This is a genomic window from Shewanella sp. 0m-8, from assembly GCF_052977265.1.
Map to the genome: position 1 here is coordinate 1 of NZ_JBRIMB010000047.1, position 16,253 is coordinate 16,253.

13 protein-coding genes and 1 tRNA gene are annotated in these 16,253 nt (G+C 43.1%); 7 read left to right on the top strand and 7 right to left on the bottom strand.

Going from position 1 to position 16,253, the window contains the following annotated elements; all coding sequences use genetic code 11:
• Positions 1-445 precede the first annotated feature (445 nt).
• Positions 446-949 (top strand): DUF4124 domain-containing protein, encoded by a 504-nt coding sequence (locus ACVBIO_RS17545; RefSeq protein ID WP_447173113.1) that lies wholly within the window; start codon positions 446-448, stop codon positions 947-949.
• 57 nt (positions 950-1,006) lie between these two features.
• Here the strand turns inward: ACVBIO_RS17545 and ACVBIO_RS17550 are convergent, their stop codons facing one another.
• The 4 genes from ACVBIO_RS17550 to rluD form a co-directional block, all read right to left on the bottom strand.
• Entirely contained in the window at positions 1,007-1,333 is a 327-nt protein-coding gene (locus ACVBIO_RS17550; RefSeq protein WP_447160767.1) for a hypothetical protein, read from the bottom strand.
• Positions 1,334-1,614: 281 nt separating this feature from the next.
• Positions 1,615-4,188 (bottom strand): ATP-dependent chaperone ClpB, encoded by a 2,574-nt coding sequence (gene clpB / locus ACVBIO_RS17555; protein ID WP_447164612.1) that lies wholly within the window; start codon positions 4,186-4,188, stop codon positions 1,615-1,617.
• Positions 4,189-4,405: 217 nt separating this feature from the next.
• On the bottom strand, positions 4,406-5,152 hold the full coding sequence (gene pgeF, locus ACVBIO_RS17560; RefSeq protein ID WP_447160765.1) for a peptidoglycan editing factor PgeF: 747 nt from the start codon (positions 5,150-5,152) through the stop codon (positions 4,406-4,408).
• Positions 5,149-6,123: a 23S rRNA pseudouridine(1911/1915/1917) synthase RluD gene (gene rluD / locus ACVBIO_RS17565; protein ID WP_447160764.1), complete on the bottom strand. Its 975-nt coding sequence runs from the start codon at positions 6,121-6,123 to the stop codon at positions 5,149-5,151. The genes pgeF and rluD overlap by 4 nt, the downstream gene beginning before the upstream one ends.
• A 122-nt stretch (positions 6,124-6,245) precedes the next feature.
• On the opposite strand from rluD, the gene ACVBIO_RS17570 reads away from it, so the two are divergent.
• On the top strand, positions 6,246-7,007 hold the full coding sequence (locus tag ACVBIO_RS17570; RefSeq protein ID WP_447160763.1) for an outer membrane protein assembly factor BamD: 762 nt from the start codon (positions 6,246-6,248) through the stop codon (positions 7,005-7,007).
• Positions 7,008-7,130: 123 nt separating this feature from the next.
• Here the strand turns inward: ACVBIO_RS17570 and ACVBIO_RS17575 are convergent, their stop codons facing one another.
• Positions 7,131-9,299, bottom strand: coding sequence for an efflux RND transporter permease subunit (locus tag ACVBIO_RS17575; protein ID WP_447173114.1), 2,169 nt, complete (start codon positions 9,297-9,299; stop codon positions 7,131-7,133).
• Positions 9,300-9,550: 251 nt separating this feature from the next.
• Here ACVBIO_RS17575 and ACVBIO_RS17580 point away from each other — a divergent pair.
• Positions 9,551-9,626, top strand: a tRNA-Phe gene (locus ACVBIO_RS17580).
• A gap of 190 nt (positions 9,627-9,816) precedes the next feature.
• Here ACVBIO_RS17580 and ACVBIO_RS17585 read toward each other — a convergent pair.
• Positions 9,817-11,679: a methyl-accepting chemotaxis protein gene (locus ACVBIO_RS17585; protein ID WP_447173115.1), complete on the bottom strand. Its 1,863-nt coding sequence runs from the start codon at positions 11,677-11,679 to the stop codon at positions 9,817-9,819.
• 238 nt (positions 11,680-11,917) lie between these two features.
• Here ACVBIO_RS17585 and ACVBIO_RS17590 point away from each other — a divergent pair, with 238 nt between their 5' ends.
• From ACVBIO_RS17590 to ACVBIO_RS17605, 4 genes are all read left to right on the top strand, one after another.
• On the top strand, positions 11,918-12,865 hold the full coding sequence (locus ACVBIO_RS17590) for an ornithine cyclodeaminase family protein (protein ID WP_447160760.1): 948 nt from the start codon (positions 11,918-11,920) through the stop codon (positions 12,863-12,865).
• A gap of 335 nt (positions 12,866-13,200) precedes the next feature.
• A complete protein-coding gene (locus tag ACVBIO_RS17595) occupies positions 13,201-13,746 on the top strand; it encodes an RNA polymerase sigma factor (protein WP_447160772.1) in 546 nt (181 codons plus the stop codon).
• Positions 13,739-14,278 carry a hypothetical protein gene (locus ACVBIO_RS17600; protein WP_447160759.1) on the top strand — a complete coding sequence of 180 codons (540 nt, stop codon included), beginning with the start codon at positions 13,739-13,741 and terminating at the stop codon, positions 14,276-14,278. Before ACVBIO_RS17595 ends, ACVBIO_RS17600 begins: the two co-directional genes overlap by 8 nt.
• Positions 14,275-15,216: a DUF4097 family beta strand repeat-containing protein gene (locus ACVBIO_RS17605; protein WP_447173116.1), complete on the top strand. Its 942-nt coding sequence runs from the start codon at positions 14,275-14,277 to the stop codon at positions 15,214-15,216. The genes ACVBIO_RS17600 and ACVBIO_RS17605 overlap by 4 nt, the downstream gene beginning before the upstream one ends.
• A gap of 128 nt (positions 15,217-15,344) precedes the next feature.
• On the opposite strand, the gene ACVBIO_RS17610 is transcribed toward ACVBIO_RS17605, so the two are convergent.
• The gene (locus ACVBIO_RS17610) at positions 15,345-16,247 is read right to left on the bottom strand and encodes a LysR family transcriptional regulator (protein ID WP_447173117.1); all 903 of its coding nucleotides are present in this window, start codon (positions 16,245-16,247) and stop codon (positions 15,345-15,347) included.
• Between the last annotated feature and the right edge of the window lie 6 nt (positions 16,248-16,253).

A 16,253-nucleotide genomic window follows, 5' to 3' on the forward strand; every position in this document is an offset into this window, starting at 1 on the left:
GTTTACGACTATTTCTAATCTCAAGCGTTAGTCTAGTTGGCCTGCTGTGCCGTGTCAGTGGATGCGCATTATAGGGATATCTCGGAGTAGCGCAAGGGCCTTATTGATAAAAAGTACAATAAAAATGAAACAACTTAACTAAACGAGTATAAAGCCCGCACTTTGTCGATAATTCAGGCCAAACTAAGGTTAGTTTCGGATGTTAACCTCGAATACTAGTATCGAATTAGTATCGAAGTTAGACCAATGTGTAGCAGCGATAACCAGCTAAGAGGCCAGTTTTGCTAAGTTTCTCTAGCCACCATGATAGAGCATCTAATTTTGGTGATTCTTTTAGGAGCTACACGACCTCAGACATATGTTGGTATTAATTATATATTCAAGCTAGCATATTGCATTGTTACAGACTGTATTTAACTTAGTTCATTTTTACTAGGGATAGAAAATGATTAGAACAACAAAAGCGCTTCTTTCTATACTCACTCCTTCAACTTTGGCTATTGTACTTACGGGCACCTCCATTGCGCTTACTTTATCAGGTGCCAACGTGCAGGCCAGTGTCATTTACACTTGGGTCGATGATAATGGTGTCACCCATTATAGTCAGCAGCCACCTGAGCAAGCTCAATCACCGACTGAAACAGATAAGCTATATAGTGAAGACATTAAACCTAAACACATTGGTACGGTTGTGCCTTTAGTTAAAGTCGCACAAGGCAGTGGACCATCAGATATAGAGAGAAAAGCAGCCGCTATCAACCAAGCAGACCAAAAGCAAGCCAAGTTAATCTGTAAAAATGCTCAACACAGTCTTAATGTGCTAACAACTCATTCAAAGCTAAATAAAAAGAACAAAGAAACAGGTGATGTTATCGCGATGACCGAAGAGCAAAGGCTGGCTTCGATTACAGAGCAGCGTGAACGAGTTAAGCTTTTTTGTACAAAGTAGTACCGTTTAAACCAAAACAGACTCGACTGAGTCTGTTTTCAGTTTCAGTATCTACAGCTACTTTTTAGCTTGTAGATTATACATTGAGCGTGGAATCCCATCAGCACAAGCTTCTTGCCCTGCAGTCCAACCGTCATCAAATTGTTGTAAGCCATCCAATGCTTTGTCTTTCTTTATAGAGTCATAGAGCTCGGTCTGCTGGCGCTCAGTAACATAAGCATTTTTACAGCCTCGGTAATACCCATAATGATAAAGACTTTCATACGCTTTATTTCCTTCACCAATATAAGGCCCTGACACCGACTCTTTTTCATTAATCGAATTTGAAGAACAGCCAATCACACTTAACGAAATTAATGTAATAACGGCTAATTGTTTTTTCATAATGCTCAGCTCCGTGTCCATATCGAAAGACAAAAAATTCAAAATGCATGGTTCAACATTAACCCTGAGTATTATGTATTACTCAAATATTACCAATTCGGCTAAGTTAGATATTGAAAACAAATATGTTTAGCTCAAAAAACAGCCTTCACAGTTCAAATATACATTAACAATCACAACTTAACAGGGTTTGTTGAAAGTTTTTCAAACAAAAAAGGCTTCAACTTATGTTGAAGCCTTTTACGCTACCATTGATAGTACAGTCGCTAATACTAATCCGACTACTGCTTAAAGACTAATGCGTCGCCTTCGACTGAAACCTTAATATCCTTACCGGGCAATAGCTTTCCACTGAGGATTTGTTGTGCCAGTGGATTTTCCACTTCTTGCTGTAAGGCACGCTTAAGCGGTCTTGCACCGTAAACGGGATCAAATCCTGCTCTGGCAATCAAGGCCAAGGCTTCATCGGTCATCTCAAGCCCATAGTCTTTATCTGCTAGACGTTTTTTTAGACCTTCGATTTGAATCGATGCAATATGAGCAATATTTTGCTCATCTAATGGATGGAACACTACCGCTTCATCAATTCGATTCAAAAACTCTGGTCTAAAGTTTTGCATGACAACTTGCATGACATCAGATTTCATTTCGTCATAAGTTTGCGTACCGAAGCCCATCTGGATCAGATCAGAACCTAAGTTTGAGGTCATGATCACTACGGTATTTCTAAAATCTACCGTGCGCCCTTGTCCATCAGTCAAACGACCATCATCTAATACCTGTAATAAAATATTAAATACATCAGGGTGCGCTTTTTCGACCTCATCTAGCAAAATAACTGAGTATGGCTTACGTCTGACGGCTTCTGTTAAGTAGCCACCCTCTTCATAACCCACATACCCAGGAGGTGCACCAACTAAACGCGACACTGAGTGCTTCTCCATAAACTCAGACATGTCGATTCGAACCAAAGCTGACTCAGTATCGAATAAAAACTTTGCTAATGACTTACATAGCTCTGTTTTACCCACACCGGTTGGACCTAAAAATAGGAATGAACCTATTGGACGATCGGGATCGGCAAGGCCGGCGCGGCTTCGACGAATCGCATTCGCGACTGAATTTACCGCTTCATTTTGGCCAATCACACGCTCATGTAGCGCATCTTCCATCTTAAGCAACTTATCCCGTTCACCTTCAAGCATCTTAGACACTGGAATACCGGTCGCCTTTGACAGCACTTCGGCGATCTCAACGTCTGTGACCTTATTACGTAGCAAGGTCATATCCTGCATTTCAGCTTGCGCCGCTAAGTCCAACTGCTTTTCGAGTTCTGGAATACGTCCGTACTGCAGCTCAGACATACGAGTTAAGTCACCCGCACGTCTTGCAACCTCTAAGTCCATTCGCGCTTGCTCAAGATCAGCCTTAATATGCTGAGTTCCTGCTAATGCCGCTTTTTCAGTACGCCAAATTTCATTTAACTCCGACGCTTTCGCTTCAACCTCTTTCAGCTCCGCACGTAGCACTTCTAGACGACGTAAACTCGCCTCATCAGCTTCTTTACTTAGTGCTTGCTCTTCAAGTTTTAACTGAATAGCACGACGTTCAAGCCTATCTAATGATTCGGGCTTAGAGTCAATCTGAATACGAATGCTTGATGCGGCCTCGTCAATCAGATCGATTGCTTTATCGGGTAGCTTACGATCTGAAATGTAACGGTGCGACATACTCGCCGCCGCAACAATTGCCGGATCGGTGATTTCGACATGATGATGCAATTCATAACGTTCTTTTAAACCACGCAAAATAGCGATGGTGTCTTCAACACTCGGCTCATCTACCAATACTTTTTGGAAACGGCGCTCAAGTGCGGCATCTTTTTCAATATATTGCCTGTACTCATCTAACGTCGTTGCACCAACACAATGTAAGTCACCACGAGCCAATGCAGGTTTGAGCATATTACCCGCATCCATCGCACCATCAGATTTACCAGCGCCAACCATAGTGTGCAGCTCATCAATAAAGAGGATCACTTGTCCTTCTTCTTGAGATAACTCATTAAGTACCGCTTTTAAACGTTCCTCAAATTCACCACGGTATTTAGCCCCCGCCACTAATGCGCCCATATCGAGTGATAATACACGCTTATTTTTGATGCCTTCAGGCACCTCATTATTAATGATCCGCTGAGCAAGCCCTTCAACAATCGCCGTTTTACCTACGCCCGGTTCACCAATAAGTACCGGGTTATTCTTACTACGACGTTGCAGCACCTGGATGGTACGACGAATTTCATCGTCACGCCCTATCACAGGATCTAATTTTCCCTGCTCGGCACGCTCTGTTAAATCAACAGTGAATTTCTTCAATGCTTGACGTTGATCTTCAGCGTTAGGATCATCGACATTTTGGCCATTACGGATCTGAGTGATTGTCGCTTCCATTAACTCTTTTGTCGCACCAGATTGTTTCAGGGCTTGCGCTAGCGCATCGTTGCCCTCTAGCGCAGCTAATACAAATAGCTCACTAGAGATAAACTTGTCTTTGCGTTTCTGCGCCAATTTATCGCAAAGGTTCAATAAACGAACTAATGCCTGCGATAACTGTACGTCGCCGCCAGTGCCTTCAACTTGTGGTCGTTGCTCTAAATCCTTACTCAATAAAGATCGCAGGGTACTCACCTGGATCCCTGCTTGCGTAAGTAGAGGGTGAATTGACCCTCCATCTTGATTTAGTAATGCCATCATCAAATGTGATGGTTCGATAAATTGATGATCTCGACCGAGTGCTAATGATTGAGCATCTGAGATCGCCATCTGGAATTTATTAGTCATACGATCGAGTCGCATAAATCCTCCGATAACTCATAAAAATTGGGTAAATAAAAGGCAATGAACATTGCGTTTCTGCTTCGAGACATTGAATTGGACGTACTAATACATTCCAATTCAATGGTACATATTCATTCGCACTAAAATTCACACAAGAAAAAGGGGGTACTCCGCAATTGAGCAGAATATCTGTTACTTAAAAGATGGGGACTATTTAAACAAAATCAAGTTTGATTTAGCGATTAAGCCAAATAAATGATGCCATGCGGCCCGTAATGCCATCACGACGATAGGAGAAAAAGCTTTTTACATCAGAAACTGTGCAGCGTTGATCTTTAAAAATACGCCCAACACCTAAGAGTGAAAGCCTAAAGCTGGCTAACCCTTGAATATCTGCCATATATTTTTGCTCCCCTTGCGGGTTGATATGACAAGTAAAGAATTGACTCGATTGCGGATGCTTAGTTTCAAATTGTGCTTTAACTTCAGCGCCCACTTCAAAAGCTGTAGGCCCAATGGCAGGCCCTAAATAGGCAACCAGTTCATTAGGTTGATGATTAAATTTTTCGACAGTAGCTTCAATAATTCCATCACACAAACCGCGCCAGCCAGCATGAACAGCGGCGACTTCGGTGCCATTCTCATCACACAATAATATCGGTAAGCAATCGGCGGTCATCACAACACAAACTTGCTCGGTGTTATCGCTATAACTCGCATCGGCATGATGAACTTGGGTATTGTCAGCATCGACAACGTCAATACTGTGGGTTTGTTCTAGCCAGGCAGGCTTTGCGGGAAGATTTAGCTGCTCAACAATGAGCGATCTATTGGCCAGGACCTTGTTAGGATCATCACCAACATGCAGCCCTAGGTTCAGGCTGGCATAAGGTGGCAAACTAGCGCCACCTTCTTTAGTAGAAAAAGCCAGGCTCACCCCAGATGGGATAAACCAAGCTTGATTTTCTATTTTGCTTATCATGAATAAACTAAAGGATTTTCTTCAGTATCTTTACGTAACGCTCTGGTCAGCTTCACCATATCTTCTGGGATAGGTGCTTGCCAGCTCATGATTTCACAAGTAAATGGATGTGCTAGCTCAAGTCTAACTGCGTGCAGTGCTTGACGCTTAAAGCCCATGTAAGTCTCGAAAAAGTCTGGTGCAGCCCCTTTTGGTGGACGTGGACGACCCGCGTAAACAGGATCACCAACCAAAACATGACCAATATGTGCCATATGGACACGGATTTGGTGCGTACGGCCAGATTCCAAACGTAATCTTAGGCGAGTATGCGCTCTGAACTTTTCCGCCACGCGATAATGAGTCATCGCAGGCTTACCGTTATGAACAACTGCCATATGGGTACGCTTAGTCGGGTGACGATCGATTGGTTCATCGACAGTGCCGCCGGCAATAATCGTACCTGTCACAATCGCTTCATACTCACGCGTGATCTCACGGGCCTGCAGTGCAGAAACCAAGTGTGTTTGCGCTTCAACCGTTTTGGCCACCACCATCAAACCTGTGGTGTCTTTATCCAAACGATGCACAATACCTGCACGCGGCACTAATTCGATACCAGGGCAATGATGCAGCAGGGCATTCATTAAAGTACCATCTTGATTACCTGCGCCAGGATGAACCACTAAGCCAGCCTGCTTATTGATAACTAGAATATGGTCATCTTCATAGATGATATCTAAATCAATAGCTTCAGCTTTAGCTTTCGTTTCTTCTTCTAACGTGGCAGCAACCGTAACTTCCTGACCTTCTAGCACTTTAACTCTAGGCTTGTCAGAAACTTCGCCATCAATAAAGACTGAACCTGATAAAATCCATTCTTTGATACGTGTACGCGAGTAGTCAGGGAACAAATCAGCCAAAGTCTGGTCTAATCTTTGTCCGGTTTGTGTTGCTGTTATCTCGCTTTTTAGATTAATCTCTTGTGTCATATGAACCGTACCCACTTTTCTGGGTCCAAAAATGTTTACTATCTGTTACAATCGGATTGTTTCTATTTTATCGTGAAATGGAAAAATTCTTAACAATAACTTTAAAAGAATCGAATTCAAGTATGCATAAAATTGCCAAAAGTGTCGCTGTAGTCCTTATCACGCTTGCAGCTACGGCCTGTAGTAGTAAACAGGGCGAAGACCCTCAGATGACAAAAAGTTCACCGGAAATGCTTTATTCTCAAGCAAGAACCTCGATGGAACTAGGTAATTACAGCAAAGCTGTGCGTTCTCTAGAAGCCTTGGATTCGCGTTTTCCATTCGGTCCACACAAGACTCAAGTACAGCTTGACCTCATTTATGCTTATTACAAACTTGACGATCCAGCGTCAGGCATTGCGAATATCGATCGCTTTATTCGCTTAAACCCAACACATAAAGATATTGATTATGTTTACTACATGCGTGGCCTAGTCAATATGCAGTCTGATCGATACATGTTTCACGATATGCTAAATATCGACCGTTCTGACCGCGACCCTAAAGCCGCACAAGATGCATTTAAAGATTTCGATAGACTGATTAAGTCATATCCAAACAGTAAATATGCAGCAGATGCACAAAAACGCATGCAGCATCTAAAAAATAGACTGGCACTTTACTCGATCAAGGTAGCTGAATACTACATAAAAATGAATGCATGGAGTGCAGCTGCAGTACGTGCACAGTCGGTTTTGGAGACTTATCCAGGTACCCCATCAGCTGAAAAAGCATTAGAAATCATGTCTACTGCCTATGGTGAACTTGGACAAGAAAAGCTTAAAGATCATGCACTCATGGTGATGAAGGCTAATTTCCCTAACAATAAGTTAGTCACTAACTAAACCAGTTGAACATGCATATTTGACGATAAATAAGACCTCTTTTTGAGGTCTTATTTTTTTGTTCAAAATTTGACTAGTACCGAAAAATAAAGCCCCGTAACGAAAATTTGTCATTTCAAGCAACTAGTGTTCAGCTTTTCTCAATAGCCAGCGCCGATAAAGTACCGGTAACATTAATACGTCAAAACCCCAGGCAAAGAGCACCACGAGACAAGACAGCAAGCTTAACTGAGAGATAGGCGTAAAGTCTGATAATAGGCCGATTGAAAAGCCGAGCGTAATGGTCAAGGTGGTAAAACTAATAACAGGCAAGACCTTAGATAAACTATCCCATATAGAAACAGTGGTGATCTCTCCCCTATCAGGCAGCTTTAGCATCAAATGTAAGGTGTCATCAACGATGATCCCAAGCATCATTCCTAATACCAATGCGGTACCTAAACTGATAAAACCACCATTCATTTGCCATAGGGCAAATACCCACAACAAAGGTAAAAAGTTAAGCAGTAAGCCCATAAAACCAAAAATTAACGATCGCTTTAATACACTCAATAATATCGCCAAGCCAATTAAAGCGACAGCAAAAGAGACAAGCATACTATTGGCATTATCGACACTAAGATGAGCAAACAACAAATTACTCCCAAGTGGTGGACTGACACCAACACCGATTGCATTTTCGGCTAACCAGGTATCGACCCGTTGCTCAAAAGCAATAAGCTCCATGGCTGTCATAGGTTGTAAATATAGCGTCATTAAGCTCGATTGTTTATCAACCGACAACTCACTTGCCAAGCCCAGTTGTGCCACGCTATTTCTGGCCAAGATCTGCTTAAACTGACTCTGCCCAAGCCCAGCACTTTTTATCCAGTCACCGATATGCTGCACCTTAATCACTTGTGGCTGCAGTTTTAAAAAACGGCTGAATTTATAGATAAAGCTGATCTCAGTCTTATTTATCTGTTTTCGCTCTACGCCACTGACAACATAATGCTGCAGATTTATCCCCGAAAAGTATTGCGCCATTTTCTGACTTGAAACAATAAAAGGGGTGCTTGGCTCAAAGTAACTTAAGGGATCATCATTTAAGCTCAGCTTCGATACGCTAACAAGAGCCATTGCACTCAAAATGACGATACCGAGCATCACCGCTAGCGGCTGTTTAGTGTTGAGCTTCGCTAACACCAGCACCTTATTGAAATTAAGCAGTTTGCTTTTGGGTGCGCCCGCATATTTAGCGAAAAAAATCAGACTTGTTAGACTGAGAATATAATTACACAGCACAGCAAACCCAACCAGTAAGCCAAAACTTTGGATTGGCGGTGATGGGCTCAGTAGTAATAAGCTAAAGCCAAAGATGGTCGTCATGCTAGAGTAAAACAGTGGCGCTTGATTAACCTCAACCGTATAACGTAAAGCCTGCTGATTTGTTTTTCCTAGGCTCATCTGGGTTTGCCAACCAAAGTACAAATGAGATGCATAAGCTAAAGCGAGTGTCACTATAATCACTGGCACAAAAGCGGTAATCACCGCAAGCGTCAGTTTTAACCAAGCCGCTAACCCCACGGTTAATATTAATGTGACCCCAGTATTAACAATAAGCGCAAAAATCCACGACTTTTGCTGTATAAACAGCACCGCCATCAACAAGATAATGCCTAACAAGGCTGGGGCAAACCAGCTCAAATCATGACTTAATACTTGAGCATATTGCCAGTTAAGTGCGTGAGTACCATTAAGATAAAAGTTAACCCCTAAGGGTTGCCAATAATGGCGACTATCGTTAGTGACTCTTTGCAGTACATCGTCTAACCACAAACTCTGTGTAGTGAACTCAGGCGCTCTGAGACTAGTTAATTGCAACTTTAACAGTAGCGCGTGACCATCAGTAGACAGCACAGAGGACAGCCGAGGGTGAGCTTTATAAGCTAAAATTTTATCCTGTTTGGCTGTGCCATCAATAAACTGGTTATAGCCTTGGATACTGGCGATATCTTGGTTGGCATCAAGCTTATCCAGAAACAAAGCTAATTGCGCCTGTGGCTTTTTATCTCGCCAATCTTGCGGCGTTTCTAACAACAGCCAAAGTTGATCATGACGTTCAAATTTAGCCATCATGTTATTGAATGCCACAAATCGCGGATCTGACGGCGCGAAGTAGTCATTAAAATCCACATCGAGATTGAGGCGATTAGCCCCCAACACAGAAAGAAGCAATAAAACCGCCATCGCGATAAACATGACGATTGGATGTCGCTGAATATTCCAGATGATCTGCGTTTGATAACCCAATCAAACTCTCCCTCTATATAGCTGTAAGTCGTGTGCATCTCAAAAGCGTCACTTCCTTGTATGCTCACTCAAAGCAGCAAAGCTATTTTCATCAAACTTATTAAGCAATTTAAGCAATAAACCATTCATTTACGATTATTGCTTACTTCTAAAGCTAAGTGCCGAATTATTCAACGGGCAAGCAATAAAAATCACTTATTTTCAAAAATGGGTTGACTAAAAACGGTAAAAGCCTTTTAATAGCGCCCGTTGCCCGAATAGCTCAGTCGGTAGAGCAGAGGATTGAAAATCCTCGTGTCCCTGGTTCGATTCCGGGTTCGGGCACCAATATTTAGTTTAGGTGTTGCAACAACAATAGCTAGACCAGCGACAAGGCATATTAAGACCTATTATCGCTACATTAAAACCTCGCATAGCGAGGTTTTTTTATGCCTAAAATTCAAGACCGATGAAAGTAAACGCCTAGTAATTAGAGTAGTTACTAGAGGTTTACTATCATCATGTTCAAGCCATAGCCTTATACCTTGAACTTACTCACCGCATCTCGTAGATACGCGGCACGCTCACGCACCTCATCCGTCGCACTCGCGTTTTGCGTTGCCACCTCTGCCGTTTCCTGAGCGATATCGCGGATCACCACCACATTTTGATTAACCTCTGCAGCCACCATGCTTTGCTCTTCAATTGCCGCCGCAATTTGTGTGCTCATATCCATGATATTGGTTACGTCGCTGTTGATTTGCTGTAATAAACTACCAGCTGAGGCCGCTTGTTCAGCGCTTGCATTGCCCTGCTCACAACTCGCGTGCATCAAGCTCACAATAGAGTGAGTGCGGGACCGCAAGGTTTGTATGATCGCGGCGATCTCTTCTGTTGATTCTTGTGTACGCATCGCAAGACTGCGCACTTCATCGGCAACCACGGCAAAACCACGTCCTTGTTCACCGGCTCTTGCAGCTTCAATCGCGGCGTTTAATGCTAGTAAATTGGTTTGATCGGCAATGCCGCGAATGACATCAAGTACGTTACCGATAGTTGCGCTGTCTTTTTCAAGATCTGTCACCACATCAGTCGACTCGTTGATCTGCTGCGCCAATAACTCTATCTTTTCGATTGTGTGTTGCACACCAACCAGCCCTGTTTGAGCATTGTCGTGAGTCATACTGGCTTTATTAGCAGCAAGTTCAGTGTTTTTAGCAATCTCATCAATGGTGGCTCCCATCTCAGTAATCGCCGTTGCGACCATATCGGTTTCATTCAGTTGGTTCTCAGCACCTTGTGAAGCGCGCGCCACATTGCTTGCTAAATCTTGGCAAGAGTCATTCATAGTATCAACAGACTGAGTCACTTGATGGATAAGCTGCTGGAAGCTTTCTACCATACTGTTAAAGTGCCTAGCGATTTGACCAAGCTCATCGTCACTGCTCGCATCGCAGCGCATAGATAAGTCTTTATTTTCTTCGATATAAGTGATCACCTCAGTAATGCGCTTAACTGGCTCAATAATACTGCGAATAATCATCAAGGTCGCAAATGCCAGAGCCACAGCAATCAGCACCGCAATTGAAAGTCCGACAATAAATGCCGAGCTTTTTTTATCGCTAATCACATCCATCGCCAAAGATTCGAGCTGATTGAGCGCCCTATCGGTATTGGCGACAGCTTGGCGCAATTGTCCACGCTCACCTTCAGAAATGGTCAGACCGAGTTGCTGCTCTTTTTGCACTAACGTATTGAAGTCTTTGCTATATTGTTGGATATAGCGGGCTATCTTTTGCTTCGCTTGCTCATCAAGCTGGGCTAAGCTCAGAGTATTGAGGAATTGCTGCAGGTTATCATCAAATTTACCCACATAACTTTCGCTACGCCTTAGCATAAAATCTTTCTCGGCTCGCCTAAGTTGCAGCATCTGCACCATCAGTTCAGGCTCATTATATTGCTCAACTAAACCTTCAACCTGATGCACAGCGCCTCGCAACGTGCCGTATAAACCTGTTTTTGGCGTTAAGCCTATCTGCTTATTGAGACTCACAACATTGCTAAAGGCAGATTCATAACGGGCAAGTTCTTGGCTAAAAAGGGTTAAACTTGCAGCGGGTATAGCGTATTTTTCAAATACACTAGTCAACTTAACCACTGTTGCTTGAGCATCACGATTATCAGATTTATGCTGATCAACGTACTTAAGATCCTTTCTTGCTAGAAAATCCTTTTCATCTTTGCGTAGTGTTAACATCTCATTTTTAAGCCCCGAAATATCCTGCGAAGCTTGTGCTAATTCCGTTTGCACTTGGCTAAAATAAACTTGAAGGCCAAACATGGCCGCTAATGCAGTGATAGACACGCCTGCACTTAACATTAATTTATATCGAATTAGCATGTTACATCTCTTTTTTATTAGCTTAAGTCCCTTAGAAAACATCAAATAGCAGTTACCTAAGGCTGTCTTTTATTTTATCGGCTGATTAGGTAGGACATTTAGCTACAAAAACACCTAAAAACAGCAAATAATATCTAACAATATAATTATTAAGTTGAAATATAATTCAGCTCATAAAAGTTCATTGACTCAGGCAAAGCCTACAAATAGTATAAAATATACTTAAATGGAGATTTTCATGTTAGTCATCAATGCAGAGTCAGTTCATCAATCCCTTAATTTCCCAGATTTAATCAATGCCCTAGATGAGACATTTTCTCGCCCAGCAGGTATGCCGCAACGTCAAGTTTTCAGCTTAGATGAGTCAGCCAGCCATAGTGACGCTTTTGCAGTCTTACCTTCATGGAATGACAAAGCTATCGCTGTAAAAGCGTTTACTTACTTTCCTGGTAACCCACAAAAAGACCCTAAACTGGCTAGTCTCTACTCTAAAATATTGGTCTTTAGTCGAGAGACCGGTGAGCCTCAAGCATTAGTAGACGGCACTAGCGTCACCTATTGGCGCACCGCTGCAATCTCTGCACTAGGTAGCCGATACCTGTCTCGTGAAGACTCCAGCAAACTACTGGTTTGCGGTACAGGCAATTTAGCCTCTTTTATGGCACTGGCTCATGCCAGCGTGCGCCCGATCACTCAAATTACCATTTGGGGGCGCAGCGAAGAAAAGGCTCGCAAAACGGTTGAGCTTATCCGCAACAAACGCCAAGATATTGAAGTCATTCTATGCTCTAACTTAGAGAAAAGTGTACGCGAGGCCGATGTCATTAGCTGTGCTACCGGCAGTCCAGCACCACTGTTTAACGGTGATTGGGTTCAATCTGGCACACACACTGACTTTGTCGGTAACCACAACCACGATAGACGCGAATGTGATACCCAATTAATCACTAAATCGTCGGTGTTTGTTGATTCCAAAATCAATGTATTTGCTGAGGCTGGAGAGTTACAGATCCCAGTGGCAGAAGGTGTGTTTTCCCTTGACGATGTAAAAGGCGAATTAGGTCAGCTTTGCACAGCAGAAGTTAAAGGCCGTACTAGCAATGAAGAAATCACGGTGTTTAAGACCGTAGGTACTGCACTGGCAGATCTTGTTGGCGCACAGCTCGTTTTCTCAAAACTAAGCTAGGCTAGCACTCTAAAATCAAAGCTCGCAGTCCCAAGTGCTAAGTTAGCATTCTCAAATCTAAGTTAGCCTTCAAAAAAGCTGAGCTCGCGTCACAATGTCGGTTTATCTGTTTATCTATATTGAGAGAAGCATACTTGGCTTCTCTTTTTTTGCTAAATCCAGCCGCTATATCCAGAAAAATAGCTAGCCTCAAGCCATAACTAACAAGATTTATCTTTGCATCTCGACCAGCAAAAAATAATTTCTATTGCATTTAAACCTTTTTATCTGTTGGCTATGTCTTATTAGTAACGTAAGCGCACAAGGAAAGTTGAGTGACGGTACAAATACAGGTCATGGCGTCAAGGCCGCTTCTAGAATCTGAACTTATAGATAAAGCAAAGTTAGGTGATAAGTCCGCTTTTAAGCAGCTCTATCAACTGCACCACCAGCGAGTATACGCACTTTGCTTAAGGATCACGGGTCAAGTGTCGTTAGCAGAGGAAGCCACCCAGGATTGTTTCGTCAAACTATGGCAGAAGCTGCCTCAGTTTCGCGGTGAAAGTCAGTTTACAACTTGGCTGCACACGCTCAGCGTCAATCAGGCTCTATCTAGCCTTAAGAAACATCGCTCATTTTGGTCGCGATTTGTCAGTAGTGACACCGATGTGCAGAGCATCAGTGATGAATATGAAGACCTAGATAAACTATTACTCAAATTGCCAGAGCGAGCGCGGATCGTTTTTGTATTACATGCCTTAGAAGGCTATAAGCACGAAGAAGTTGGCCAACTAATGGGCATTGCAGCAGGTACAAGCAAGGCGCAATACCACAGGGCTCGACATTTACTTGAATTGCTTATAGACCCAAACCCGCTAGAGAAAGGAGGCCGCAATGAATAACGTTAAAACAACACTCACACAATTAGTCAAACTGGCTCCTCAAGAACTCGCCCCTCAAAGAGACCTTTGGAGCGATATTGAAAAGCAACTCGATAAACCCGATTTTCAGCAGGCTCAGCCTCACATTAAGCAAAGCGAGCAATGGCAACGCCTCGCGATTGCCTGCATAGTGCTACTCACAGGCCTGTTGGGGATGAATGTTTGGCAGCAAAATAGCCTGCCCTCGCCAAGTGATTCACCATTGCAGCTTACCTTAGCCGAGATCCAGATGCAGCATCAGCTTCAAGTGCAGCAGCTTAGTCAGCAACCGCACCTAGTTAACTGGCAAGGAACCGAGCTAGGCGTCCCCCTAGATAAAGGCATAGAGCAGCTCAGAAAGGCAGCCGAACAGATCTACCAAACACTACAAAAATCCCCTAATGATAAGGAACTGTGGCAGCTATGGCTGTGGACTCAACACAAAGAGATTGAGCTATTACAGCAAGGTCAAACGCTACCCGTTAACCCATTACCTCAAGGAGCATTAATATGAAACCAACACTCATCACTACGCTAATGGCTAGCGCTGTTTTATTTACGAATATGACTATCGCAGGAGAAGCTATTGAACAGCAACAAGCTGTTCAAGCAAATCCTGCTGTAAAAGTGAAAGTACAGCGTGGTAGCGTCACATTTAAGTCTTGGGATAAAAATGAAATCTCAATAAAAGGCACTTTAGACGAACTCAGTGAAGGCTTCATATTCTCAATCAAAGGTAATAGTGTCACGATCGAAGATAAGATGCCGCGCCAATATAATGGTAAGAATAAAGACGGCTCTGATTTAGTTATCACACTACCAAAGCAACTTGTGCTTGAGGCCGAAAGCGTCTCGGCGAACTACACGCTAAATGCCTTAGTTGGCAAGCTTGAGGTAAGCTCTGTCAGCGGCAATATCAAGGCTAACGACTTACATGAAAAAAGTCTGCTACAAACCATATCCGGCGATATTTTTACACGTAATTTAACGGGGAAGACTCAGCTTAAAACCGTATCAGGAGATATCAAAGATAGCCAAAGTAGTGGCTCACTAGACTATCAACTCGTCAGTGGTGAGCTCAGCGCAGACACAAAGGCCAGCAAGGTTTCAGTAGAAACGGTCTCAGGTGATGCCACTTTAGCCCTGGGTAATATCGACTCATTGAATGTCAAAACCGTTAGCGGCGATGTAGACTTATCGCTGACAGCGTTAACCCGTCGAGCTAAACTTGGCAGCGTCAGTGGTGATATGAGTATTACACTCCTAGATACCACCAATATCAGTTTCGATATCAACGGCGGCCCCGGCGGCAAGATCAGCAACAAATTAACTGACGACAAGATCACTAAAGAAAAGTATTCGCCGCAATCCTACCTAAAATTCCAAACGGGTGATGGCCGTGCAGATCTCGGCGTGTCGACGATTAGTGGCAAAATTGAATTACTGAAGTAATAGCGGTAAGCCCCACCATTGATACAGCCTCTTGCTTCTTATAGGCTGGCAAAATACAGGCTGTAAAGCGTCATGACTTACAGCCTATATTTTTAGCGATAATTAATGCACTTCAAGAGCTTAACGCCCTAGCTTCCAGCGGTTCCTATAAATGAAATAAATTCCTTTGCAGCTGGAGTTAACCCGCGAGATTTTAAATACACAGCACCATAATCCACACTGATGTAAGGCATGTCTTTCACGTTTAATAACACCAAACGTCCAGCACTTAACTCTTCGTCAATAATCACTTTTGGTAATAAACTAATCATGTCGCTGTTATATAGCAATTGCCTTATTGAGTGGAAAAGCTCGAACCTTACTAAGCCAGAAAATGCATGTCGACTGCTATCAAATAGGTCGCCAAACAAACTTTCAAGCTCGTGAGTTGTTGCTCTAGGCAACGCGATAGGAAAGTCTTTTAATCTGGGAGTATATAAATTTTGCTCTCTCACCAGTGGATGGTCGGGCCGACAGCAAAAGACCCCCACAGAGCTACAATAATTAATAATGTTTAAGTCTTCTCGCTTATCGAAACCAGTGACTTTCGTTTCAGCAACAAACAAATCCAGCTCCCCCCTTGAGAGTAAGTCATTAAGTTCACTCACATCTCGGGTACGCAGCTCGACACTTATCGATGGTGAGAACCTTGAGAACTCGCTGAGGATCTCACTCAATATATTACTTGAAGCAAGAGTCCCACCACCAACAACCAATTTACCTGTTGATTTACCACTATTAATTTTTATATCAGACTCGAGCTGATGGACGCCATTTAAAATCTTATCGCTATGCTTTAGCACCAAGTCCCCATGAAAGGTCAACTTTACATGCCTTGAGTCTCGAGTAAACAGCTGCACCCCAAGGTTCTGCTCCATCTTCTGGATACTGCGTGTCAATGATGGCTGAGTTATGGCTAGCTTATCAGCTGCAACACTGAAGCTCTTGAATTCAGCCAACGCCACAAAATGTTTTATATGCCGCAGCTCCATAAACCT

Excerpts from the sequence above, each read along its gene's own strand:
- ACVBIO_RS17585 (WP_447173115.1), bottom strand. The coding sequence starts at position 11,679 with ATGCTAATTCGATATAAATTAATGTTAAGTGCAGGCGTGTCTATCACT.
- ACVBIO_RS17600 (WP_447160759.1), top strand. The coding sequence starts at position 13,739 with ATGAATAACGTTAAAACAACACTCACACAATTAGTCAAACTGGCTCCT.
- ACVBIO_RS17610 (WP_447173117.1), bottom strand. The coding sequence starts at position 16,247 with ATGGAGCTGCGGCATATAAAACATTTTGTGGCGTTGGCTGAATTCAAG.
- ACVBIO_RS17595 (WP_447160772.1), top strand. The coding sequence starts at position 13,201 with ATGGCGTCAAGGCCGCTTCTAGAATCTGAACTTATAGATAAAGCAAAG.
- ACVBIO_RS17605 (WP_447173116.1), top strand. The coding sequence starts at position 14,275 with ATGAAACCAACACTCATCACTACGCTAATGGCTAGCGCTGTTTTATTT.
- ACVBIO_RS17545 (WP_447173113.1), top strand. The coding sequence starts at position 446 with ATGATTAGAACAACAAAAGCGCTTCTTTCTATACTCACTCCTTCAACT.
- rluD (WP_447160764.1), bottom strand. The coding sequence starts at position 6,123 with ATGACACAAGAGATTAATCTAAAAAGCGAGATAACAGCAACACAAACC.
- ACVBIO_RS17550 (WP_447160767.1), bottom strand. The coding sequence starts at position 1,333 with ATGAAAAAACAATTAGCCGTTATTACATTAATTTCGTTAAGTGTGATT.
- clpB (WP_447164612.1), bottom strand. The coding sequence starts at position 4,188 with ATGCGACTCGATCGTATGACTAATAAATTCCAGATGGCGATCTCAGAT.
- ACVBIO_RS17590 (WP_447160760.1), top strand. The coding sequence starts at position 11,918 with ATGTTAGTCATCAATGCAGAGTCAGTTCATCAATCCCTTAATTTCCCA.
- ACVBIO_RS17570 (WP_447160763.1), top strand. The coding sequence starts at position 6,246 with ATGCATAAAATTGCCAAAAGTGTCGCTGTAGTCCTTATCACGCTTGCA.
- pgeF (WP_447160765.1), bottom strand. The coding sequence starts at position 5,152 with ATGATAAGCAAAATAGAAAATCAAGCTTGGTTTATCCCATCTGGGGTG.